The sequence below is a fragment of the Streptomyces aquilus genome, assembly GCF_003955715.1.
Taxonomy (GTDB): domain Bacteria; phylum Actinomycetota; class Actinomycetes; order Streptomycetales; family Streptomycetaceae; genus Streptomyces; species Streptomyces aquilus.
The window spans coordinates 8821001-8843434 of record NZ_CP034463.1; the positions used below are offsets into that span (position 1 = coordinate 8821001).

The 22434-nt window shown below is 71.4% G+C and carries 19 protein-coding genes; 12 read left to right on the plus strand and 7 right to left on the minus strand.

The features are described from left to right. The first annotated feature begins 21 nt into the window (after positions 1–21). Positions 22–441: an aspartate 1-decarboxylase gene (panD, locus tag EJC51_RS40340; protein ID WP_126275611.1), complete on the plus strand. Its 420-nt coding sequence runs from the start codon at positions 22–24 to the stop codon at positions 439–441. A gap of 31 nt (positions 442–472) precedes the next feature. Continuing rightward, complete coding sequence (locus EJC51_RS40345) at positions 473–820, plus strand: GNAT family N-acetyltransferase (RefSeq protein WP_126275612.1); 348 nt, start codon at positions 473–475, stop codon at positions 818–820. A 465-nt stretch (positions 821–1285) separates the two neighbouring features. On the opposite strand, the gene gndA is transcribed toward EJC51_RS40345, so the two are convergent. The 3 genes from gndA to EJC51_RS40365 all read right to left on the minus strand — a co-directional run bounded on the left by gndA (position 1286) and on the right by EJC51_RS40365 (position 5272). Then, positions 1286–2725, minus strand: a complete 1440-nt coding sequence (gene gndA, locus EJC51_RS40355; RefSeq protein ID WP_126275614.1) for an NADP-dependent phosphogluconate dehydrogenase — start codon at positions 2723–2725, stop codon at positions 1286–1288. 112 nt (positions 2726–2837) lie between these two features. Further along, positions 2838–4676 carry a KGGVGR-motif variant AAA ATPase gene (locus tag EJC51_RS40360; protein ID WP_166682952.1) on the minus strand — a complete coding sequence of 613 codons (1839 nt, stop codon included), beginning with the start codon at positions 4674–4676 and terminating at the stop codon, positions 2838–2840. Further along, positions 4673–5272 (minus strand): TIR domain-containing protein, encoded by a 600-nt coding sequence (locus EJC51_RS40365; RefSeq protein ID WP_166682953.1) that lies wholly within the window; start codon positions 5270–5272, stop codon positions 4673–4675. The genes EJC51_RS40360 and EJC51_RS40365 overlap by 4 nt, the downstream gene beginning before the upstream one ends. Positions 5273–5435: 163 nt before the next feature. Between EJC51_RS40365 and EJC51_RS40370 the strand changes: the two genes are divergently transcribed. Further along, positions 5436–6551, plus strand: a complete 1116-nt coding sequence (locus EJC51_RS40370; protein WP_126275616.1) for a transglycosylase family protein — start codon at positions 5436–5438, stop codon at positions 6549–6551. Positions 6552–6573: 22 nt separating this feature from the next. Here EJC51_RS40370 and EJC51_RS40375 read toward each other — a convergent pair whose 3' ends face one another. Then, positions 6574–7773: a DMT family transporter gene (locus EJC51_RS40375; RefSeq protein WP_208870772.1), complete on the minus strand. Its 1200-nt coding sequence runs from the start codon at positions 7771–7773 to the stop codon at positions 6574–6576. A gap of 209 nt (positions 7774–7982) precedes the next feature. Here EJC51_RS40375 and EJC51_RS40380 point away from each other — a divergent pair, with 209 nt between their 5' ends. The 6 genes from EJC51_RS40380 to EJC51_RS40405 all read left to right on the plus strand — a co-directional run bounded on the left by EJC51_RS40380 (position 7983) and on the right by EJC51_RS40405 (position 14588). Then, on the plus strand, positions 7983–8738 hold the full coding sequence (locus EJC51_RS40380; RefSeq protein ID WP_126275618.1) for a (2Fe-2S)-binding protein: 756 nt from the start codon (positions 7983–7985) through the stop codon (positions 8736–8738). A 40-nt stretch (positions 8739–8778) separates the two neighbouring features. After that, positions 8779–9930 (plus strand): glycogen synthase, encoded by a 1152-nt coding sequence (gene glgA / locus EJC51_RS40385; RefSeq protein WP_126275619.1) that lies wholly within the window; start codon positions 8779–8781, stop codon positions 9928–9930. A gap of 53 nt (positions 9931–9983) precedes the next feature. Further along, entirely contained in the window at positions 9984–11204 is a 1221-nt protein-coding gene (gene glgC / locus EJC51_RS40390; RefSeq protein ID WP_126275620.1) for a glucose-1-phosphate adenylyltransferase, read from the plus strand. Positions 11205–11352: 148 nt separating this feature from the next. Then, positions 11353–12672, plus strand: a complete 1320-nt coding sequence (locus tag EJC51_RS40395) for a wax ester/triacylglycerol synthase family O-acyltransferase (RefSeq protein ID WP_126275621.1) — start codon at positions 11353–11355, stop codon at positions 12670–12672. 104 nt (positions 12673–12776) lie between these two features. Next, complete coding sequence (locus tag EJC51_RS40400) at positions 12777–14282, plus strand: SDR family NAD(P)-dependent oxidoreductase (RefSeq protein ID WP_126275622.1); 1506 nt, start codon at positions 12777–12779, stop codon at positions 14280–14282. 75 nt (positions 14283–14357) lie between these two features. Beyond that, positions 14358–14588 (plus strand): hypothetical protein, encoded by a 231-nt coding sequence (locus EJC51_RS40405; protein ID WP_126275623.1) that lies wholly within the window; start codon positions 14358–14360, stop codon positions 14586–14588. A 9-nt stretch (positions 14589–14597) separates the two neighbouring features. On the opposite strand, the gene EJC51_RS40410 is transcribed toward EJC51_RS40405, so the two are convergent. Beyond that, positions 14598–15401: an SDR family oxidoreductase gene (locus EJC51_RS40410; RefSeq protein WP_126275624.1), complete on the minus strand. Its 804-nt coding sequence runs from the start codon at positions 15399–15401 to the stop codon at positions 14598–14600. A 384-nt stretch (positions 15402–15785) separates the two neighbouring features. Between EJC51_RS40410 and EJC51_RS40415 the strand changes: the two genes are divergently transcribed. Next, positions 15786–15959: a hypothetical protein gene (locus tag EJC51_RS40415; RefSeq protein WP_101924606.1), complete on the plus strand. Its 174-nt coding sequence runs from the start codon at positions 15786–15788 to the stop codon at positions 15957–15959. Between the two features lie 286 nt (positions 15960–16245). Here EJC51_RS40415 and EJC51_RS40425 read toward each other — a convergent pair whose 3' ends face one another. Beyond that, entirely contained in the window at positions 16246–17589 is a 1344-nt protein-coding gene (locus EJC51_RS40425; RefSeq protein ID WP_126275625.1) for an amidase, read from the minus strand. A gap of 234 nt (positions 17590–17823) precedes the next feature. Here EJC51_RS40425 and EJC51_RS40430 point away from each other — a divergent pair, with 234 nt between their 5' ends. Then, the gene (locus EJC51_RS40430; protein WP_126275626.1) at positions 17824–19680 is read left to right on the plus strand and encodes a family 20 glycosylhydrolase; all 1857 of its coding nucleotides are present in this window, start codon (positions 17824–17826) and stop codon (positions 19678–19680) included. Then, positions 19677–21221 carry an alpha-L-fucosidase gene (locus EJC51_RS40435; protein ID WP_126275627.1) on the plus strand — a complete coding sequence of 515 codons (1545 nt, stop codon included), beginning with the start codon at positions 19677–19679 and terminating at the stop codon, positions 21219–21221. The genes EJC51_RS40430 and EJC51_RS40435 overlap by 4 nt, the downstream gene beginning before the upstream one ends. A gap of 55 nt (positions 21222–21276) precedes the next feature. Here EJC51_RS40435 and EJC51_RS40440 read toward each other — a convergent pair whose 3' ends face one another. Beyond that, entirely contained in the window at positions 21277–22287 is a 1011-nt protein-coding gene (locus EJC51_RS40440; RefSeq protein WP_207924713.1) for a LacI family DNA-binding transcriptional regulator, read from the minus strand. Positions 22288–22434: the final 147 nt, after the last annotated feature.

Here is a 22434-nt window from a genome sequence, read left to right on the forward strand (position 1 = left end):
GCCGTCTTTCGGGAGTCCAACATGCTGCGCACCATGTTCAAGTCCAAGATCCACCGCGCCACCGTCACCCAGGCCGACCTGCACTACGTGGGATCGGTGACCATCGACGCGGACCTGCTCGACGCCGCCGACCTGCTGCCCGGTGAACTCGTCCACATCGTCGACATCACCAACGGCGCCCGGCTGGAGACGTACGTCATCGAGGGTGAGCGCGGCTCCGGGGTGATCGGTATCAACGGGGCCGCCGCCCATCTCGTCCACCCCGGTGATCTGGTGATCATCATCAGTTACGCTCAGGTGACCGACGCCGAGGCGCGGGCACTGGAACCCCGGGTCGTGCACGTGGACCACGACAACCGCATCGTGGCCCTGGGCGCGGACCCCTCGGAGCCGGTGCCGGGCTCGGACCAGGAGCGCAGCCCGCAGGCCGTACCGGCCTGAGCCAGAGACGGCCGACACCAGGAGCGTGCCCATGAGCGACGACATCGAGATCCGCGACGACCGGCCGGCCGGCCGCCTGGAGGCGGTGGGCGGCGGCGAAGTGGTGGGCCACATCCAGTACTTCGTCCTCGAGGCACCGGAGCGCGCCCTGGTCCCCGTCCACACGATCGTGGAACCGGCCCACGAGGGGAAGGGCATCGCGGGCTCCCTGGCCCGCGAGCTCTACACCATCGCCGCGCGCGAGGGCGTGGTCGTGGCACCCCTGTGCCCGTACGTCGTCAAGTGGGCCGAGCGCCACCCCGACGAGGCCCCGGCCGCCGCCCCCGAGCTGCTGCGTGCGGCGAAGGAGTGGCTGAGGGCCCACCCGGACGGCTTCTGATCCCGCCGTACGGGTGACTGGCCCGCCGCGGACCGGGTAGGCGGGGGAGAAGTCCAGAGCCGACGTCCCACCTGGCTGGAGGACACGATGACGAATCCCCCGACCCCCTACCCGGACCCGGTCCACCCGGACCCGACCCCGGGTCCGCCGCCTACCCCGGGCCCGACTCCGGAACCCCCGCAGCCCCCGAACCCGACCCCACCACCGGGCCCGGGACCGACGCCGGAGCCGCCGCAGCCCCCGACGCCTCCACCCGGCCCGGGGCCGCAGCCGACCCCGGACCCGTCACCGTCCCCGATCCCGCCGGGCCCGGAACCGGTCCCGAACCCGGAACCGGGCCCGCCGTTGAGCTGAGGGACGGCACGTGACAGCGGAGGGCGGCTGAACGCCCCGAGGGGCGCGGGGAACTGCGCGATCAACCCCCGCTCAGCCGCTCCCGCCGTACCACCGAAACCGCCCTGCCCCTCAGGCGCCGACCTCCGACCGGTCGCCACCCCACAGCGTGTGGAACGACCCGTCCCGGTCCGTCCTCCGATACGTGTGCGCTCCGAAGAAGTCCCGCTGCCCCTGCGTGAGCGCCGCGGGCAACCGCTCCGCGCGCAGCGCGTCGTAGTACGCGAGCGCCGCCGAGAAGCCCGGCGTAGGCACTCCCTGGCGCGTCGCCGCCACGATCACCTCGCGCCAGTCGTCCTGCGCGTCGGCGATCTCCCGGGCGAACGTCTCGTCGGACAGCAGGCTCGGCAGATCGGCCCGGGCGTCGTACGCGGCGCGGATGCGGTCCAGGAACGCGGCCCGGATGATGCACCCGCCGCGCCAGATGGCGGAGACGGCACCGAGGTCGATGTCCCAGTCGTACTCCTCGCGCGCGGCCGCGATCTCGTGGAAGCCCTGGGTGTACGACACGATCTTCGAGGCGTACAGCGCCTGCTCGACCCGGTCGGCGAACGCGCCCGCCTCCGCCTCGCTCAGCGGCGTGGCCGAGGGCCCGGCGAGGCCGCGGGACGCCTCGCGCAGCGCCGCGTGGCCGGAGAGCGACCGGGCGAAGACGGCCTCGGCGATGCCGGACACCGGGACACCGAGGTCGAGGGCGATCTGCACGGTCCAGCGGCCGGTGCCCTTCTGCTCGGCCTGGTCCACCACCACGTCCACGAACGGCTTGCCGGTGGCCGCGTCCACGTGGGACAGCACCTCGGCGGTGATCTCGATCAGGTAGGAGTCGAGGCGGCCGGTGTTCCAGGTCCGGAAGATCTCCGCGATCTGGGCGGGCGAGTAGCCGGCGACATCGCGCAGCAGCTGGTACGCCTCACCGATGAGCTGCATGTCGGCATACTCGATGCCGTTGTGCACCATCTTCACGAAGTGCCCGGCGCCGTCGGCACCGACGTGCGTCACACAGGGCGCCCCGTCCTTCGCCTTCGCCGAGATCTTCTCCAGCATCGGGCCGAGCGAGTCGTACGACTCCTTCGAGCCACCGGGCATGATGCTGGGCCCGTTGAGCGCGCCCTCCTCGCCGCCGGAGATGCCGGTGCCGACGAAGTGGATGCCCTTCTCGCGGAGTTCGCGCTCGCGGCGCCGGGTGTCGGCGAAGTGCGCGTTGCCACCGTCGATGATCATGTCGCCGGGCTCCAGGAGCGGGGCGAACTCCTGGATCACCGCGTCGGTCGGGTCACCGGCCTTGACCATGATGACCAGCCGGCGCGGCCGCTCCAGGGCGGCGACGAACTCCTTGGCGGTCTCGGCGGCGATGAAGTCGCCCTCGCTCCCGTGCTCCTCGACGAGGGCGTGCGTACGGGAGGCCGTCCGGTTGTGCACCGCGACCGTATAGCCGTTGCGGGCGAAGTTGCGGGCGAGGTTACTGCCCATGACCGCGAGGCCCGTGACGCCGATCTGCGCTGTAGTGCTCATACCGTCTGCTCCCAAAGATCCGGTGGATCGCGTAGGTCGTTATCGGTGCTGCCGCTCGTGCTGGTTAGCAGCCTACGCAGATACGGCTCGGGAGCCCTGTCGTGTTCACCACCTAGAACAGGGTGTCCGGGAGGACGACGGAGCCGCTGGACGGGACGGGTTCGTCGTCGCGCAGGTGGAGGATCTTCCGGGTGAGCGACTGGACCTGGCCCAGGTACTCGCGCGGTGTCTCGACGTGGCGGAAGTCGACGTAGACCAGCTCGGCCATGTGCGACGGGGGGACGACATCGCCCACGAGGACGGGGATCACCCGCTGCCGTCCCTCCTTCTGCATGGCCAGGTCGTACTCGCGGCGAGCGTGCTCCGACTGGATCCAAGCCGGACTCACCACTGCCACCACCGTGTCGGCGCTGTTGAGACCGGCATCCAGCCGCGACGGCCAATGGTCTCCCGGCTGCAGCTCCCACACGTCCACGAAGACGGTGAGTCCGACTCGCTTGAAGTTCTCCGCGAGTGCCAGGGCCCAGTTCGAATCGGCGGAGGCGTACGACAGGTAGACGTCGTAGCCGCCGCCTCGGGAGGAGTGCGGCCGCAGACTGTGGGAGTCCTGCCGGATGCGCGCGGCGATGGCGCGGGCGGCCTGCGACAGGCTGCCGTCCTCCAGGTTGAACACCTGCAAGGAGGCGGCGAGGCGCGGCAGTTGTGCGATGGCCGCGGACGAGGTGACCACCGGCAGGGTGAGCCGTTCGGTCGCCGCGTTGACGGAGCGGCGCAGGAAGAGGCTGGTGTCACGGTTCTGGACCGGGTCCTCGCCCGTCTCGTCCACGATCATGACGAGGTGACGACATCGGTCGATGAAGTCGGCGCGGCTTTCCAGGTTGTCCGCAGCGGTCCGGCTCGTCACGCCGTTCTCCCGCAACAGGTCACCGAACGCCCGCGCCAGCGCTGACTGCGCGCGGGTGTGGCTGATGAACACGTCCGCTTCGAAGTCCCGATGCGCGGCCTGCTCAGCGCCCTCCACATAGGAGTCGCGGTTCTCGATCAGCAGGCCCGCGTCCTCCAGCCGGCGTGCCAGCAGCGCGGCGAGGCTTGCGATGCTGTAGGTGACCTGCTCGGCGTTGCGGGGGCTCTCGCTGAGTGCGGGCAGCAGCTCACCGAAGGACCAGACGGGGAAGTAGGGGATCGTCACCCGCTGGAGCAACTCTCCGGGAGAGCTGCCGCGCGGCGCCCAGTCCCGCAGCCGTGGCTCCATCCGGTCGGCCAGCCTGCGCCGCCACTTCTCCCCTTCCTTGTACTCGGGCTGCGCGTCGAACCGGCTCAGCAGCGGCACGGTCAGCAGCCGGGGCCGGTCGTACGGCAGCCCGTCCCGCGCCTTCATGGCTCGGTCGACGATCTGCAGCACCCCGTCCACGTTCTGGTCGTTCGCGGTGTAGGCGAAGACCAGGACGTCGGGGACCTGCGCGGTGCAGATGCCGCCGGAGTCGGTGATGCCGGTGCGGCTGTCGACCAGGACGAGGTCGTACTGCCTCATCCACTCCTCCCGCCACGTCTCCAGCGTCGCGCCGAAGTCGTGCTTCTCGTACAGCGCCTCCCAGTCGACCTGTTGCAGCCGCGAGATGTACGAGTCGTCGTCCTTGCGGCCGGCGGTGATCAGATCCAGGCGGGCGCCCTCCGGGAACCGCACCGGGGTGCGGTGCCGCAAGGCGGTCGCGCGGGCCGTGTCCGGCGCCGTACGGGCCTCTTCGATCATCTCCAGCAGGCCCGCCCGGGGCGGCTCGGTCAGATGCCTGTCGAAGTAGTACGACAGCCCGGGTGCCTCCAGGTCCCAGTCCACACACAGCACGCGATAGCCCCAACGCGCCAGCACCACCGCCGTGTTGGCGAGCGCGAAGCTGCGGCCCACCCCACCCTTGTAGGAGTAGAACGTCACGATCTGTCCGGCGTTCATCATGCTCCAAAGCGGGGGAGTCGGCCGCGGACGGGCGTGCCAGGCGGCGGTGGTCTGAGGGCCGGCCAGTCGGCGCGCCACTCGGGGACCTCTCCCAGGCGGACGGCGATGAGCTCCGCGAGGCGCTGTACCTCCTGGTGGAAGTGCGGATACGCCGCGGATTCCACGTACTTGGGGTACGGCACGTTGTAGTTCTTGAATTCCTTGTGGAGTTGGCGCTGCTGCACCGCGGCCGGGAAACTCGTGCCGTCCGCGAAGACCACCGGGAAGATCAGCCCGCTGTCGTTGACCTGTTCCTCCCGCTTCTCCATCGTCGCCCATTCCGCCGTGCACCAGGGCGAGCGGAAATAGGGTGCGGACAGCACCGGAACCAGCAGCTTGCTCCTGCCGAGCGAGTGCGCGAGCTGGTCGGGCCACGGCTTGCCGATGTGTTCGTCCAGCTGGCGGTCGATGAATATGTCGGCCTTGCCGATCTCGTCCTCCAGGCAGCGTTTGAGGGCCGGATAGAAGTGGTTCCAGACCCACTCGCAGACGTTCCCCGCGCTTCTGCTGTAGCTGACGAACACGTCGAACTCGTACTCCACCGCCGCCCCGTTCACCTGCGCAGTCCCCCAGACGGGACGGAGTGTAACCGTCGGTGCGCCCCTCAACAGCCCTTTGCGGGAACAGCATTCGGCAAGAGGCGGCCGATTGCCGTCTTGTCATGGCCTGTTCGGGGCGCTTACTTTTGGCCCTCCTGACGTACGTCGTAGGGGGAGCTCCATGGCCGTACGCGGCCGGCACCGCCGGTATCAGCCGAACAGGATCAACCGCGCCTCGCTCACCGTCACGGCCGGCGGTGCCTCAATGGCGATCCCGCTCATCGGTGCCGGCACCGCCCAGGCGGCCGACGTGGACACCTGGAACAAGGTCGCCGCCTGCGAGTCGAGCAACAACTGGAGCATCAACACCGGCAACGGCTACTACGGCGGGCTCCAGTTCACCCAGTCCACCTGGGAGGCCTTCGGCGGCACCCGGTACGCCCCGCGCGCCGATCTCGCCACCAAGGACCAGCAGATCGCCGTGGCGGAGAAAGTGCTGGACGGGCAGGGGCCGGGCGCCTGGCCGGTGTGTTCGGTGCGGGCCGGGCTCACCCGGGGCGGGGACACCCCCGACATCCATCCGGCCGGGGGCACCAAGGCCGCCGTCCCGGACGTACAGCCGCAGACCACGCCCCAGTCCAGGGCCGGTTCCGCCGAGATGTACACCGTGGTCCACGGCGACACCCTCTCCGGCATCGCCGACCGCGAGGACGTCAAGGGCGGCTGGCGCGGCCTGTACGCCGCCAACCGGAAGGCCATCGGCGCCGATCCGGACCTCATCCTGCCGGGGCAGCGGCTCAGCCTGCGCGGCAAGGCGGCCACGGTCACGACCCAGACGTCCACCAGGCCGGCCACCGAGAAGAAGAAGGCGAAGGACACCGAGGAAACCGGTCACCGCCTCGTCGCCCCGGTCGACGCCCCCACCGGCACCCCGTACCACAAGGCCGGTTCCGCCTGGTCGAAGGGCTATCACACGGGCGTCGACTTCGCCGTCCCCACGGGCACGTCCGTGAAGGCGGTCGCCGCCGGGCGGGTGGTTGCCTCCGGGTGGGCCGGGTCGTTCGGGTACCAGGTGGTGATCCGGCATTCCGACGGCCGCTACACCCAGTACGCCCACCTCTCCGCGATCTCGGTGAAGACCGGGCAGAGCGTGAGCGCCGGACAGCGCATCGGGCGCTCGGGGTCCACGGGCAACAGCACGGGCCCGCATCTGCACTTCGAGGTGCGGACGGGGCCCGGCTTCGGTACCGATGTCGACCCGGTCGCCTATCTCCGGGCCGGAGGGGTCAGGGTCTGATCCCGGGATCAGGACCCGCCCCTCAGGATTTGACCCTCGTACGGTGTCGGTCGAGGACTGGCATCGGGATGTAGGAGGCGCCGTAGAGCGGCCCGACGTAGAAGATCGGGCGCTCCTCGGTGTCCGGGGCGGCGGTGTCGTCCGGCTGCGGTGCCGGGACGAGGACGTCCTCCAGGGCCGCCTCGGCCCTCGCGACGAGGTCGTCCTCCCGTACCGCCGTGTCGGCCGCCGCCACCAGGACCTCTTCGCGGGCCTGCCCAGGCAGGGCCGCGAGCAGTTCCGCTGCCGAGGCGGGCACCTGCACCCGCAGCTCGTCCGCCCGCGGGTCCGCGGCCGGCTCCGGGTCCCCGGACTGGGCCGGCAGCCGCACCGGCTCCTGCGGTACGGACTCGGTGCGGGCGATCCGCTCCGAGGTGAGGAGGATCAGGCCGCCCGCCGCCACCACACCGCAGCTCAGGGCGAGCGCGGTGCCGGTGGTGCCGTGACGGAAGGTCTCGCCGAACATCGTGATGCCGACGACGGCCGCGACCACCGGGTTCACGACGGTCAGCGTGGCCAGCGGGGCCGCGAGCCCGGCGCCCCGGTAGGAGGCCTGGGAGAGCAGCATGCCGGCCGTGGCCAGGACGCCGATCACGGCGAGGGAGGGCACGTCGGCCGCCGAGACGCCGCCGGTCCAGTCGACCGCGACGGTCTTGGTGAACACCGAGGACATGCCGAACGCGATACCGGACGCGGTGGCGAGCAGGATGCTGCGCACCGCCGGGTGCCGGTGGGCCGCCCGGCCCGCGATCATCAGGGCGACGACCGCGATGCCGGTGACCGTCGCGACGGCCACCCGCTGGGCGGTGTCCAGGGACTGCGCGTCGGACGCGCCGACCAGGGACAGCAGACCGGCGAGACCGACCGTCGCCATGATCGCGCCGCGCCACGCGGTCGCCCCGGCCTTGCGGCCGACGAACAGCGCGGCCATGGGCAGGGCGAAGACGATGGTCAGGGCGCCGAGCGGCTGGACCAGGCTGAGGGGGCCGAACGCCAGCGCCACGACGTGCAGCAGCCCGCCGAGGCCGTTCAGCGCGACCGCCGCCCACCAGCTGGGCCGGCGCAGCGGCGCGAACTGCTGCTCGGGGGAGGACACCGCGACCTGCTCCTGGACGATCGCCCCGCCCGCGTAGGCGACGGCAGAGACGAGCGACAGGACGACGGACAACGCGAGGGCGCTCATCAGCAGCTCCTCTGCGTGAAGCGGGGCTGGTGACCCCGGCGCGGCGAACGGTCGGCTTCCATGTGCAACACGATGCCGTGGAATGCCATTCCCGTCGTCGTACCTGAGCACGCAATGGGTCCTACTGCCGATGGAGTACTACGGAGGGTCAGTCCTCCCCAGGGTGGGTGACACTGCCCCGCGCCCCCTGATGCCGCCCCCTAGGGGCCTTGGTACTACTGCTCCTCGTGGACCTCGACGCCGATCTCGCCGCCCTCCGCCCGCTCGGCGGCTTCTTCCTACTACGCACGGGTGCGCCGCCGCGTTCAACGCTGCCGACCCTCGCACGGGCGTACGACATCCAAAAGTCGGACGTTTACGAAGAATCCGTGACTTTTCGTATCCGCAAGGTGGCCGATTCCCTTCAGGCGCCGGAATTGCGGATCGCCGCCTCGATCGCCCAGCAGGGCCTCGCCGCCCGCCTGTGGTCCGCGGCCCTCGGCTGCGCCGTGCTCTACGGCCGCGTCCCCGACCTCGACGCCCGGCTGGTGCGCTGGGACGCCGACGGCAGCGCCCCCGACGACCTGTGGCTCACCGAGGTGCACGCGCTGCCCGGCGACGCCGGAACCCTCGCGGCGGTCGTCCTGGAAGGGCACCTGGAGCCGCTGACGGCGGCGCTGCGGGCCCGTCACCGCCTCGCCCCCGGCCTGCTGCGCGGCAACGCCGCCTCCGCGCTCGTCGGTGCCGCCCGCCAGCTGTCGGGCTGGGCGCGCGCGAACGGCCGCACCGAGGTGGCCGCCCGCACCCGGGCCCTCACCACGGAACTCCTCGCCCACCCCCTCCTCGCCGGCACCGGCACTCTCGCCGGCACCGCCTTCCGGCGCCGCAGCTGCTGCCTCTACTACCGGGTCCCCGGCGGAGGCGTCTGCGGCGACTGTTGCTTCACACGACCCCCGCGCTCTTCCCCGCGCGCCGCATCTGGGTGACCATGAAGGGCAACCAGGCGCTGAGAACAGGGGGTTCCGGGTGCGAGTGGGACTGCTGACCCGGGAGTACCCGCCGGACGTGTACGGCGGCGCGGGCGTCCATGTCGAGTTCCTCGCCCGGGAGTTGGCCGCCCTGGCCGACGTCGAGGTGCACTGCTGGGGCGAGGGCCGCGGAGTGGGCGTGCTGCGCCACCGCCCCTGGTCCGTGCTCGACACCGCCAACGACGCGCTGCGCACCTTCTCGGTGGACCTCGCGATGACCGCGGGCCTCGAAGGCCGCGAACTCGTCCACTCCCACACCTGGTACGCCAACCTCGCCGGCCACCTCGGCAAGCTCCTGTACGGCATCCCGCATGTGATGACCGCCCACTCCCTGGAGCCGCTGCGCCCCTGGAAGGCGGAGCAACTCGGCGGCGGATACGCCCTGTCGAGCTGGGCGGAGCGCACCGCGATCGAGTCCGCCGACGCGGTGATCGCGGTCTCCGGAGCCATGCGCGAGGACATCCTCGCCTGCTACCCGGCCCTCGACCCGGCCCGGGTGCACATCGTGCACAACGGCATCGACACCACCCTCTACCGCCCCGACCACGGCACCGATGCCCTCACCCGCATCGGCCTCGACCGCGACCGGCCCTTCGTGCTGTTCGTCGGCCGCATCACCCGCCAGAAGGGCGTGCCCCATCTGCTGCGCGCGGTGCGCGACATCGACCCCGCCGCACAGGTCGTGCTGTGCGCCGGAGCGCCGGACACCCCGGAGATCGACCGTGAATTCCGGGAGCTGTACGAGGAGTTGAGCCGGGTCCGCGAGGGCGTGCACTGGATCCCGCAGATGCTGCCCCGCCCCGACGTGATCCAACTGCTCACCCACGCGGCCGTGTTCGTCTGTCCCTCGGTGTACGAACCCCTCGGCATCGTCAACCTCGAAGCCATGGCGTGCGGAACTCCCGTGGTGGCCTCGCGGATCGGCGGCATCCCGGAGGTCGTCGACGACGGCAAGACCGGGCTGCTCGTCCCGGTGGACGACGACTTCGAGCCCGCCCTCGCCCGCGCGCTGGACGCGGTCCTCGGTGATCCGGAGGGCGCCCGGCGGATGGGCGAGGCCGGACGGGAGCGCGCGGTGGGGGAGTTCGGCTGGGACGCGGTCGCCCGGCGGACGGTGCGGCTCTACGAGGAGATCCTCAAACAGGCGTAGTGCGCCCCGGGCAGGGGCAGGCATGGGTCACAACCAGGGTGAGGGGAGCGACCATGCGTCGTGGTGGACCTTCGGTGCTCGGGATCGTACTGGCGGGCGGAGAGGGCAAGCGCCTGATGCCCCTGACCGGTGACCGCGCGAAACCCGCGGTCACCTTCGGCGGAACGTATCGCCTGGTGGACTTCGTCCTGTCCAACCTCGTCAACGGGGACATCCTGCGCATCTGCGTGCTGACGCAGTACAAGTCGCACTCGCTCGACCGGCACATCACCACGACCTGGCGGATGTCCAGCCTGCTCGGCAACTACGTCACCCCCGTCCCGGCCCAGCAGCGGCTCGGCCCCCGCTGGTACCTGGGCAGCGCGGACGCGATCCTGCAATCCCTCAACCTCGTCTACGACGAACGGCCCGAGTACGTGGCGGTGTTCGGCGCCGACCACGTCTACCGCATGGACCCGCGCCAGATGCTCACCCAGCACATCGAGGGCGGCGCGGGCGTGACGGTGGCCGGCATCCGCGTCCCGCGCTCGGAGTCCTCGCAGTTCGGGGTGATCACCCCCGGCTCGGACGGGCTCACGGTGGACCGCTTCCTGGAGAAGCCCGCCGACCCGCCCGGTCTCGCCGACGACCCGGAGTGCGTGTTCGCCTCCATGGGCAACTACATCTTCACCACCAAGGCCCTGATAGAGGCCCTCCAGCGGGACGCCGAGGACGAGCACTCGGTGCACGACATGGGTGGCTCGATCCTGCCCCAGCTCACCGAGCGCGGCGAGGCCCAGCTGTACGACTTCAGCGCCAACCACGTCCCCGGCGAGACCAACCGCGACCGCGGCTACTGGCGGGACGTCGGCACCCTGGACGCGTACTACGACGCCCACATGGACCTCATCGCCGAGCGCCCCGCCTTCAACCTCTACAACCGGCAGTGGCCCATCTACACCCACTCCGGCCAGCTGTCCCCGGCCCGCTTCAACGCCGGCGGCATGGCGAGCGAGTCCATCATCAGCGCGGGCTGCCTCATCCGGGGGCAGGTCACCCGGTCGGTGCTGTCGCCCGGGGTGGTGGTCGACCCGGGGGCGGTCGTACAGGGGTCGGTGCTGCACGACAACGTCAAGATCGGTCGGGGCGCGGTGGTGCGGGGCGCGGTCCTCGACAAGAACGTGGAGGTGCCGCCGGGCGCCACGATCGGGGTGAACCCGGAGCGGGACGCCGAGCTCTACACGGTCTCCAAGGGCGGGGTGATCGCACTCGGGAAGGGCCAGCGGGTGTCCTGAGCTCGGCATCCGGTGCGCCTGTGAACCCTGGGGCGCGGAGGGCCGGACTTAATCTGCTGTTAACTGTGCGTAGCTTGATCGTACTTGACCGTAATCGCCCGAGGGCGGTTGACTGCTTGCTCACCCGTCGTCGACGCGAGGCAAGCCATTGACTTCAGATCTGCTCGCCCCTCTCGACCTGGCGTTCTGGAACATCGAGTCCGCCGAGCACCCCATGCACCTGGGTGCCCTCGGCGTCTTCTCGGCGCACTCGCCCACCGCGGGCGCCCACGCGGCCGACCTGCTCGCGGCCCGGGCCGTCGCGGTGCCCGGCCTGCGGATGCGCATCCGGGACGTCTGGCAGCCGCTGTCCTTCGGAGGGGCGACGCGCGAGCCCGCCCCCGACTTCGACCCCCTGGACCACGTCCGGCTGCACGCGCCCACCGCCGACTTCCACGCCGACGCCGGCCGGCTCATGGAACGCCCGCTGGAACGCGGCCGGCCGCCGTGGGAGGCGCATGTCCTGCCGGGGGAGGACGGCGCCTCCTTCGCCGTGCTCTTCAAGTTCCACCACGCCCTGGCCGACGGTCTGCGCGCCCTGACGCTGGCCGCGGCGATCCTGGACCCGATGGACCTGCCGGCCCGCAAGCCGCGCCCCGAGGAGCCGTCGAAGGGTTTCCTCCCGGATGTGCGCAAGCTGCCCGGGCTGGTCCGCGGCGCCGTCTCCGACGTCGGCCGGGCCCTCGACATCGGGGCGTCCGTCGCGCTCTCCACGGTCGGCGTGCGCTCCTCGGCGGCCCTCACCGCCGAGCCGAGCGGCACCCGTCGCACCGCCGGCGTGGTCATCGACCTCGACGACGTGCACCGCGTCCGCAAGATCCGGGGAGGCACCGTCAACGACGTCCTCATCGCCGTCGTCGCGGGCGCCCTGCGGCGCTGGCTCGACGAGCGCGGCGACGGCAGCGACGGCGTCGCGCCCCGCGCCCTCATCCCCGTCTCCAAGCGCCGCCCGCGCACCGCACACCCGCAGGGCAACCGGCTCTCCGGCTACCTGGTGAGGCTCCCGGTCGACGACCCCGACCCGCTCGCCCGGCTGGACACGGTCCGCACGGCCATGGACCGCAAGAAGGACGCCGGGCCCAACCGGGGCGCCGGTGCCGTCGCCCTGCTCGCCGACCACGTCCCCGCGCTCGGCCACCGGCTCGGCGGACCCCTGGTCAGCCAGGCCGCCCGGCTCTGGTTCGACATCCTCGTCACCAGCGTGCCGCTGCCCAGCCTCGGCCTTAAGCTCGGCGGCAACCCGGTCACCCAGGTCTTCCCGTTCGCCCCGCTGGCCCGCGGCCAGTCCCTGGCGATCGCCGTCTCCACGTACCGCGGCCATGTCCACTACGGCCTGGTCGCCGACGCGGAAGCCGTACCGGATCTGGACCTGCTGGCCAGGGCTCTCACCGAGGAGGTGGAGACGCTCATCACCGCCTGCGAGGGTTGACCCTCACGTTTTTTGGAGGACCGGCCCGGCGCTCCGTAGAATTCCCCGTTCGAAAGCGGACGCGGTCGGAGCGCCGCACGGGGCAGCAGGGAAACGGCAGCGCGATGACGGTGACAGAGGACGGCTCGGCGATCACGGACGAGGCCGTGGACGAGGTCGTGTACGGCCCCGGGATCGACCCCGAGCGGCTGGCCGTCTGCCTCAGCGTGCTCGACGAGCTCGACAAGCTGGAGGTCGACCACCCCGACGCGATCGCCGTGCGCCGGGCCACCGCCGGCATCTACCGCACGGTCAAGCAGCGCCGCCGCCAGGAGCGCCGGGCCGCCAAGACCGCCCACGACAAGGCGGTCACCGAGGCCACCGCGACCGGCTCGGCCCAGCGCATCGACGACGAGACCGAAGGCATCCTGCCGTCGTCCGTCACCGAGGCCGGCAGGATCGCCGGGATACTCCAGCGCCCCCGCTCCTGCTACACCTGCAAGACCCGGTACGTGGAAGTCGACTACTTCTACCACCAGCTCTGTCCGGACTGCGCCGCGCTGAACCGCGCCAAGCGCGACGTCCGCGCCGACCTCACCGGCAAGCGTGCCCTGCTCACCGGCGGCCGCGCCAAGATCGGCATGTACATCGCGCTCAGGCTGCTGCGCGACGGCGCCCACACCACCATCACCACACGCTTCCCCAAGGACGCCATCCGCCGCTTCAAGGCCATGGACGACTCCGGGGACTGGATGCACCGCCTTGAGGTCGTCGGCATCGACCTGCGCGACCCGGCCCAGGCCGTCGCCCTCGCCGACCAGGTCGCCGAGGCCGGCCCGCTCGACATCCTGGTCAACAACGCGACCCAGACCGTACGGCGCCTGCCCTCGGCGTACGCCGCCCTGGTCGAGGGCGAGAGCGCCCCGCTGCCCGCCGGTGAGCTGCCCGCCCACCACGTCATCGGCGCCTTCGGCTCCGGCGCCGTCGACGGCCTCGCCTCGCTGCCCGCCGGGATCTCCGGCCTCGACGCCCAGCAGGTCGCCGACCTCGCGCTCGTCGCGGGCAACGCGAGCGTCGCCAGGCACCTCGACGGCACCGCCATCGACGCGGGCGGCCTCGTCCCCGACGTCGTCGACACCAACACCTGGGTGCAGACCATCGAGCAGATCTCCCCGGTGGAGCTGCTGGAGACCCAGCTGTGCAACTACACGGCGCCGTTCATCCTGATCAGCAAGCTCCGCCCGAGCATGGCCGAGGCCGCGAAGAAGGCGGCGAGCGGACGGGCCTACGTCGTGAACGTCTCCGCGATGGAGGGCGTCTTCGGCCGCGGCTACAAGGGCGCGGGCCACCCCAACACCAACGCCGCCAAGGCCGCCATGAACATGGTCACGCGGACCAGCGGCCAGGAGATGTTCCAGACCGACGGCATCCTCATGACGTCCGTCGACACCGGCTGGATCACCGACGAGCGCCCCCACTTCGACAAGCTGCGCCTCGCCGAGGAGGGCTTCCACGCCCCGCTGGACCTGGTGGACGGCGCGGCGCGGGTCTACGATCCGATCGTGCGCGGTGAACAGGGCGAGGACCTGTACGGCGTCTTCCTCAAGGACTACGCGCCCGGGAAGTGGTGACGCGCCGGCCGTGACGTGTCACGTGGCGCCCGAAGGGAACCCGGACCCTGGTGACCACCGCGCCAGGAGTGAGTCATGGCCAGTCCGCACCACATCGATCCGCGCGCTCTCGGTGACCCGCGCAACCACTACCTCACCGACGAGCAGTTCTACGCGAGCGACCGCCCGGCGCATCCCGTCCTCCCTGAGGACCGGCCCCGCGGCGGCGCCCACGATCCTTACAAACACCCCTGGACCTGGGGCACGATCGCGCTCGTCGCGTTCATCGTGCTGATCGTCCTCATGGGGATCGCGCTCTTCCCGTAAAGAGCCTGTTCAGGGCTGCGGCGGCGGGTACGACCGCAGCCGGTCGTGGACGGCGTACCCGCCCGGGTGCGCCGCCCTGACCCGCGTCCCGCCGTCCACCAGCAGATCCGCACCGGTGATCCACTCGGCCGCGTCGGAGGCCAGCCACACGACGGCCCGCGCCACGTCCGCCGGCTCCCCGATCCGGCCGAGCGGCAGCCCCGCGGCGACCTCCGCCTCGCCCGGCTCCCATAGGAAACGGGCCATCTCGGTGCGGACGAGTCCGGGCGAGACGGAGTTGACGCGGACGCGCGGGGACAGCTCCCCGGCGAGCTGCCGCGTCAGGTGGAGGAGCGCCGCCTTGCTGGTGCCGTAGGCGCCGACGTTCGGCCCGACATGGGTGGCACCCTCCGTGCAGACGTTGATCACCGAGCCGCCGTGCTCCCGCATCCACGCCCGCCACGCGTACTGCACCAGCCGCAGCGGTGCCTCGATGTTGACGGTGAACGCCGTGCGCCAGGCGTCCGGGTCGGCGTCCATCAGCGGGCCGTACGGCTGGTTGGTCGCCGCGTTGTTGACGACGACGTCGATCCGTCCGAACGCGCGCAGGGCGAGGTCGGTCACCTCCGACAGATGAGCGGGGTCGGCCACACTGCCCGCCACCCCGACGCCGCCCAGCTCGGCGGCGGTCCGCCGGACGTCCGCCGCGTCCCGCGCCGTCACACAGACCAGCGCCCCGGCGTCGGCCAGCTGCCGGGCTACTTCGCGCCCGATCCCACGCGTCCCACCGGTGACGACGGCGGCCTTCCCGTCCAGTCCGTACGACGACGTCATCGGCGTACCGTCTCATGACGGACCGTCAGTCGACAGGGATGTAGGCCGAACGGGTGAGCTTGCCGACAGGGCATATCGGGGTAAATGCCTGCATAAAGGAACCAATGAACACAGGGGACTTGTAATGGTTACCCCTTGTTTTCAGCCCCATCGAGCGGCGCTCCGCTCATTTGGTTAATCTGTAGCGGACGGACAGCAGTACGGGGTCCCACCCACACCCACGGTCCGTCCTGGGGCAAGCCGGTCACCACGGCCTGCACTCACCAGAGTTACCGGCGCCACCGCGTCCGAACTGATTTGACTCAGACCCGAGCGGGCGTCCGGCGCCAGGCCGCATCCTGGCTGGTACGCCCCGAGGGTGACCCGACACATAAGGAGTGCGCGGTGACACCGGAGAAGACGAATCGCGAGCAACGCCCCAAGGAACGTCCCGAGCGCGCCGGCCGCAGGCCCGGCCAGCTCGGCAGCCTCGACGTGTGGGCGCGGTCCGCCCCCATCCGCCTCGCGGGCTACGAAGACGACCTGGCCGAGCCCCACATCCTGCCCAGCGTGGACTGACGCGGTCGGTCCCCTTCGCGATCGCCGACGGCATGGGCGTGCGACCCGCACGCCCATGCCGCTCAGAGGAACCGCGGCCGGTCACCGGCCGCGGACGCGGCACAGGGCGCCGTAGCCGGCGCCGATGTCACCGCCACTGACCGAGACCGACGTGGCCGACGCCGAACGGGAACCGGGCGTCGCCTTTCCGGCCGAGTACCGCGCGCCCAGGGCCTGTTGCGACGGTGGCGCCTGCCGCGCGACGCGACACCGTTGCTTTCCCGCGACCTGCTCCGCCGGACAGGCCCTAGGCCAGCGGTGCCGTCCGCTGCCACGGGTGCAGGTTCTCCAGTTGCTCCGCCGTCTCCAGCAGCACCGCCTCCGTGCCCGGGCGGCCGACCAGTTGTACGGCGGTGGGGGCGCCGGACGGCAGGGTGCCGAACGGGACCGCCATCGCAGGCCAGCCGGTGAGGTTCCACGGCGGGGTCATGGGCGAGTAGGTGGTGTTGGCGAGGATGTTGCGGAGCCAGCCGCGCTCGTGCCAGGGCGCCGAGGCGGGGGAGCGGCGGGCCAGCGCCGGGGTGAGCAGGATGTCGTACTCCTCGAAGAACGGCTCCAGGCGGCGGCGGAGTTCCTCCCGGGCCTTGCCGGTGCCGACACTCTTCACGAAACGGCGGCCCACCGCCGCGTGCACCCGGGTCCGCCGGGTCAGCAGGGAGCCGTCCAGGCCCTGGGCGTCCTCCGCCGTGCCCGCCGTCCAGTGGGCGAGCGAGGTGAGGCTCAGCGACATCGGGTACGACGGGTCGGCGCGACGCACCTGGTGGCCGGCCTTCATGAGCACCTCGGCGGCGTCCCGGACCGCGGCCTTGTAGGGCGCGGTGATCGCGATGCCGGCGAGCGGGCTGCGCAGGGAGACGGCGACCTTGCGCATCCCGGAGTCGGGCGGCCGTACGAACTCGGCGTCCGCCAGGATGCCCAGCATCAGCCGCGCGTCCTCCACCGTCGTCGCCAGCGGGCCGTTCTCGGACATGCCGAACCAGTCGCCGTCGCTGACGCCCGCCGGAACCACGCCGTGCCCCGGCTTGATGGTGACGAGGCCGCAGTTGGCCGCCGGGATGCGCAGCGAGCCCATGCCGTCGTTGCCGAGGGCGATCGGGACCAGGCCGGCGGCGACGGCGGCCGCGCTGCCGCCGGAGGAGCCGCCCGCCGTGCGCGAGGTGTCCCACGGGTTGCGGGCGGTGCCGTGCACGCCCTCGGTCGTACCGAAGACACACAGCTCGGGCACGTTCGTCAGGCCCACGACCACCGCGCCCGCGGCACGCAGGCGGGCGACCGTCACATGATCCTGCTCCGACGGTGTGTCGGGCGTGGCCGCCGAGCCGACGCGCTTGGACTCGCCGCGCACCGCGAGATTGTCCTTGACGGCCACCGGCACCCCGGCGAGGGGCAGTTCGGCCAGGTCGGCACGGGCGCCCACCTCGTCGGCCTCGGCGAGCGCCGCCTCGGCCCGTACCGTCCGGAAGGCGCCGACGCGGCCGTCGAGCCGCTCGATCCGGGCGAGGTGCTCGGCCACCACCTCGCGGGGCGTGGCCCGCTTCTCCCGCACGGCGGCGGCGATCTCGGCGGCGCTCCGGCCGGTCCAGCTGGTCACGGGTCTCTCCTCGTACTGGCGAGTATGTAGGGAGAACTGTGCCCCGGCTCGGTCGCGGAGTCGAGAGGGCGACGCTCTTGGACAATCGCGCCGCTGTTGTTGGACTTTTCGCGCGACGACTCCCGAAGACCCGCAGGTCATCCGATCAATGGCTCAACTTGGCTGACTCTCAGTCCCATTGACACGTCCTGGGGGTCGTCCAATGATCAGCCATCCGATGAATTGGAGGGGCGTGTGAGTACGTTTCCCAGACGCCGGTTCGTGGGTGTCGCCGCGGCACTGGCCCTGCTCCTGTCGCCTGTTCCGGCCCTCGCGCGTCAGCAGGCCGAGAAGCCGCCCGTCACCGTCCCGGCCCTCACCGACTGGACCCCGGAGTCCGGCGGTTATGGCTTCGGGCCCGGCGCCCGGCTCGTCGCGGACAGTCCCGCAGAGATCCGTGTCGCCGACACTCTCGCCGACGATCTGCGGGCGGCCGGGCACGGCACCGTCCCGGTGGTCGGCGGCGCGGCGCGCACCGGAGACATCGTTGTCGACATCCGGCCGGCCAGGAAGTCGCTCGGCACCGAGGGATACGAACTCCGCGCCGGCAAGCGCCTGTCGGTGACCGGCGCGACCGAGACCGGCGCCTTCTACGGCACCCGCACCCTCCTGCAACTCCTCGCGCAGGGCGGCCGTGTCCCCGCCGGACGGGCCGTCGACGTACCGCGCTACAAGGAGCGGGGCGTCGGCGTCTGCGCCTGCTACATCCACGTCTCCCTGCCCTGGCTGGAGAACCTGGTCCGCGAGATGGCGTACCACAAGCTCAACCAGCTGCTCCTGGAGCTGAAGGTGAAGAGCGACGCCCATCCCGAGGCCGACACCTGGGGCTACTACACGAAGGACGAGATACGCCGGCTCGTCGCCCTCGGCGAGAAGTACCATGTCGAGATCGTCCCGGAGATCAACTCCCCGGGCCACATGGACCCGTGGATCGAGAACCGCCCGGACCTCCAGCTCACCGACTCCGACGGTGCCAGGCAGCCCTCGCGGCTCGACATCACCCAGCCCGCCGCTTTCGCCTACTACACGAGCCTCATCGACGAGTACGCGCAGGTCTTCAAGGCACCGGCCTGGCACATGGGCGCCGACGAGTACATGCTCGGCTCCGACTTCGCCAAGTATCCGCAGATCCTCAAGTACGCCCAGGACAAGTACGGTTCCGGAGCCACCCCGCAGGACGCCTTCATCGACTTCGTCAACCGCGTCCACGCCTACGCGGCCGGCAAGGGCAAGAGACTGCGCATCTGGAACGACGGGCTCACCGGCGCCAACACCGTCCCGGTGACGGCGGGCACGACCGTCGAGCACTGGCTGAACGTGGCGACCAGACCCAGCCAACTGATCGCCGCGGGCTACCCGTTGATGAACGCCTCCTACTCCCTCTACCTCATCCGCGGCGGCTTCCACAGCGACACCGAGGGCCTGTACGACCAGAGTTGGGACCCGCGCAGCTTCGAGGGCGAGAAGCTCGCCTCCGCCCAGGGCGTCACCGGCGCGAAGATCAGCCTGTGGCCGGACAACGGGCGCGGCGAGACCGAGAACGAGGTCGCCGTACGACTCTGGCCCGCCCTGCGCCACATCGCCCAGGCCACCTGGGGCGACCCGCACCCGGACGCCACGTACGCCGAGTTCGCCGCGCGCGGCACAGCCGTGGGGCACGCGCCCGGACGGCGGGACCTGACCTCGGTGCCGGTGCCGGACGGGTCGTACACCTTCAGGACCGGCGGCGTCACCTTCGACGCCCACCTCGCGCGCACCGCGGACGGCTATGTCACCCTGCGCGGCCCGTCCGGCTGCCTGGCGGTGAGCGGCGGCAAGCTCACCCTCAACGTGCCGCTCCAGCCGGGCGTCCAGGCGACCTGGGACAGCTGCGCCGCCTCGAACACCTTGCAGCGCTGGCAGGTGCAGGAGACCGCGGGCGGATACCGCCTCGTCAACGTCATCACGCAGATGGCGATGAGCGCGACCGGCGACGGCCGGATCGTGCAGTACCCGCCCGACCAGCACCCGCCCGCCGTATGGCAGTTGACCCGAGGAGCCCACACCTCATGACCGTCTCCAGACGCACCTTCGTCGCCGGCTCGGTCTCCGCCCTCGTCGCCACCGGCCTCACCACCGTCTCGGCGCACGGCACCCCACTGCCGGCCGAGCCCGCGTACCGCATCCCCGTCGGCCGTGACGACACCCCCGACGAGCTCGTCCGCAAGGCCTCCCAAGTCCGGCCCACCGCACGGCAGATCGCCTGGCAGCAGCTGGAACGCACCGCCTTCCTGCACTTCGGGGTCAACACCTTCACCGGCCTGGAATGGGGCACGGGGGACGAGGACCCCGACGTCTTCCAGCCCACCGGCCTCGACACCGACCAGTGGGCCAGAGCCCTGCGCGACGGCGGCTTCAGGCTCGCCATCCTCACCGTCAAGCACCACGACGGCTTCGTCCTCTACCCGTCCCGCTACACCGGCCACACCGTCGCTTCGAGCAGTTGGCGGGACGGGCGGGGCGACGTGCTGCGGTCGTTCGCCGACTCGATGCGCCGGTACGGGGTCAAGGTCGGCGTCTACATCTCGCCCGCCGACGAGAACCAGTACCTGCACGGCGTCTACGCCAACGGCAGCGCCCGCGCCACCCGTACCGTCCCCACGCTCGTCGACGGCGACGACCGCACACCTGCGGCGACCTACACGCTGGACGCCACCGACTACGGCGCCCACATGCTCAACCAGCTCTACGAGGTCCTCACCGAGTACGGCCCGGTCGACGAGGTGTGGTTCGACGGCGCCCAGGGCCACATCCCGCCGGACAAGGTGGAGAGCTACGACTGGGACAGCTGGTACACCCTGGTCCGTGCCCTCGCCCCGGACGCGGCGATCGCCGTCACCGGCCCCGACCTGCGCTGGGTCGGCAACGAGAGCGGGCTGGCCCGTGAGGACGAGTGGAGTGTCGTCCCGGTGAAGGAGAACCAGTACGGGCGCACCGACTGGGCGCTGTCCTACGACACGCCGGACGAGGGCAGCCGGGCCGCGCTGGTCGCCGCCCAGCCGACGACGGACTACCTCCAGTGGTGGCCCGCGGAGTGCGATGTGTCCATCCGGGACGGCTGGTTCTACCACCCCGACCAACAGCCCAAGAGCGTCCAGCAGTTGACGGACATCTACTTCGGGTCCGTCGGCCGCAACGCGGTGCTCCTGCTCAACGTCCCGCCGGACACGGACGGGTTGCTGCCCGCCGCCGATGTGACCCGGCTGCGTGAGTTCCGGGAGCGGATCGACCGGGAACTTCCGGAGGATCTGGCACGGGGCGCCCGCACGACCACTTCGGACGGCGTGGTGACCGTCGACCTCGGTGCCGCCCGCGCCGTTGACCGGGTCCGGCTGGCGGAGGACATCCGGCACGGTCAGCAGATCGAGGGCTTCGTGGTGGAGGCGTACCGCGACGGCGGCTGGCGGGAGGTCGTGACGGCCGGAACGGTCGGGGCGAGCCGGATTCTGCTGCTGCCGGCTGCGGTTCGGGCGCGACGGTGGCGGCTGAGGGTCACCGCGGCCCGGGGCGCGGTGCACGTGGCGGCGTTCGGGCTGTACAAGTCGCGAGGCTGAGGAGGTAGTTGAGCGGGACGATCACCGGAACGCCGGCGATCTCGGGACCGCCCCGTCAGGGCTCCCGGGCCGCGCCCGTGCTGCCCCGTTCGATCAGTTGCGGTACCGGCACCCGTACGGTCCGTGCCGGGCCGCCGTCCAGGAGTGCGGTCAGTTCTCCGGCCGCCGTGCGGCCGAACTCGACGCTGTCCCGGGACAGTGCGGACAGCCACGGCTTGACCATGCGGCACAGCGCCGAGTCCTCCCACGAGACCACGGACACGTCCGCCGGCACGGACCGGCCCAGTTCGGTCGCGGCGGCGGCGCCGGCGACGGCCATCACGTCGTTGTCGTAGATCAGCGCGGTCGGCGGGTCGGCGGACTCCAGGACCCGGCGGGTGACGGCGGCGCCCTCGGCGTCGGAGTAGTCGGTGGTCACCGACCGCACCCCGGTGAGGCCGCGCCGCTCGGCCTCGGCGCGCAGGGTGCGGATACGGCGCTCGGTGTGGGCGAGGCCGGGCAGGCCCGCGATGTGCACGATCCGGCGGTGGCCGAGGGCGTAGAGCCCGTCCACCACCGAGGCCATCGCGCCCGCGTCGTCCGCCCACACCGTCGACAGACCGGGGTGGCGTTCGTCGGGCGCGCCGCCGATCACCACGGCGGGCAGGCCGAGTTCGTCGAGGAGGTCGGGGCGCGGGTCGGCGGTGCGCGGGTCGACCACCAGGACCCCGTCCACCCGGTGCTCGGCCCACCAGCGCCGGTAGACCGCGCACTCGTCGGCGATGTCCTCCACCACCTGGAAGAGCAGCCCGAGATGGCGTTCCGCGAGCACCTCCTGGATGCCCGAGACGAGTTGGAGGAAGAACGAGTCCACGCCGAGTGTGTCCGCGGGGCGGGCGAGCACGAAGCCGACCGTGGCCGCGCCCTCGCCGGACAGGGCGCGGGCCGCCGTGCTGGGCCGCCAGCCCAGTTCCTCGGCCACCTGCCGCACCCGGTCGCGGGTGTCCTCGGAGACCCCGGGCCGGCCGTTCAGGGCGAAGGAGACCGCGCTCTGGGAGACGCCGGCATGCCGCGCGATGTCCTTCATCGTGGGCCGGCGGGCCGGTGAGCGCTTGCCTGACAACGTGCTTCCCCATTCCTGCGAAGGATTTCGCGCCAGCATGCACTAATGCGGTTCAGCACTCAAGTAGCTAAACCGCATTAGTCACTAATGAGATTAGCCCTGTGCGAGTTA

What these genes read in the sequence shown, in the direction of transcription:
- glgC (WP_126275620.1), top strand. Translation starts at nt 9,984, where the DNA reads ATGCGTCGTGGTGGACCTTCGGTGCTCGGGATCGTACTGGCGGGCGGA.
- EJC51_RS40405 (WP_126275623.1), top strand. Translation starts at nt 14,358, where the DNA reads ATGGCCAGTCCGCACCACATCGATCCGCGCGCTCTCGGTGACCCGCGC.
- gndA (WP_126275614.1), bottom strand. Translation starts at nt 2,725, where the DNA reads ATGAGCACTACAGCGCAGATCGGCGTCACGGGCCTCGCGGTCATGGGC.
- EJC51_RS40345 (WP_126275612.1), top strand. Translation starts at nt 473, where the DNA reads ATGAGCGACGACATCGAGATCCGCGACGACCGGCCGGCCGGCCGCCTG.
- EJC51_RS40375 (WP_208870772.1), bottom strand. Translation starts at nt 7,773, where the DNA reads ATGAGCGCCCTCGCGTTGTCCGTCGTCCTGTCGCTCGTCTCTGCCGTC.
- EJC51_RS40410 (WP_126275624.1), bottom strand. Translation starts at nt 15,401, where the DNA reads ATGACGTCGTCGTACGGACTGGACGGGAAGGCCGCCGTCGTCACCGGT.
- panD (WP_126275611.1), top strand. Translation starts at nt 22, where the DNA reads ATGCTGCGCACCATGTTCAAGTCCAAGATCCACCGCGCCACCGTCACC.
- EJC51_RS40400 (WP_126275622.1), top strand. Translation starts at nt 12,777, where the DNA reads ATGACGGTGACAGAGGACGGCTCGGCGATCACGGACGAGGCCGTGGAC.
- EJC51_RS40440 (WP_207924713.1), bottom strand. Translation starts at nt 22,287, where the DNA reads ATGAAGGACATCGCGCGGCATGCCGGCGTCTCCCAGAGCGCGGTCTCC.
- EJC51_RS40435 (WP_126275627.1), top strand. Translation starts at nt 19,677, where the DNA reads ATGACCGTCTCCAGACGCACCTTCGTCGCCGGCTCGGTCTCCGCCCTC.
- EJC51_RS40360 (WP_166682952.1), bottom strand. Translation starts at nt 4,676, where the DNA reads ATGATGAACGCCGGACAGATCGTGACGTTCTACTCCTACAAGGGTGGG.
- EJC51_RS40370 (WP_126275616.1), top strand. Translation starts at nt 5,436, where the DNA reads ATGGCCGTACGCGGCCGGCACCGCCGGTATCAGCCGAACAGGATCAAC.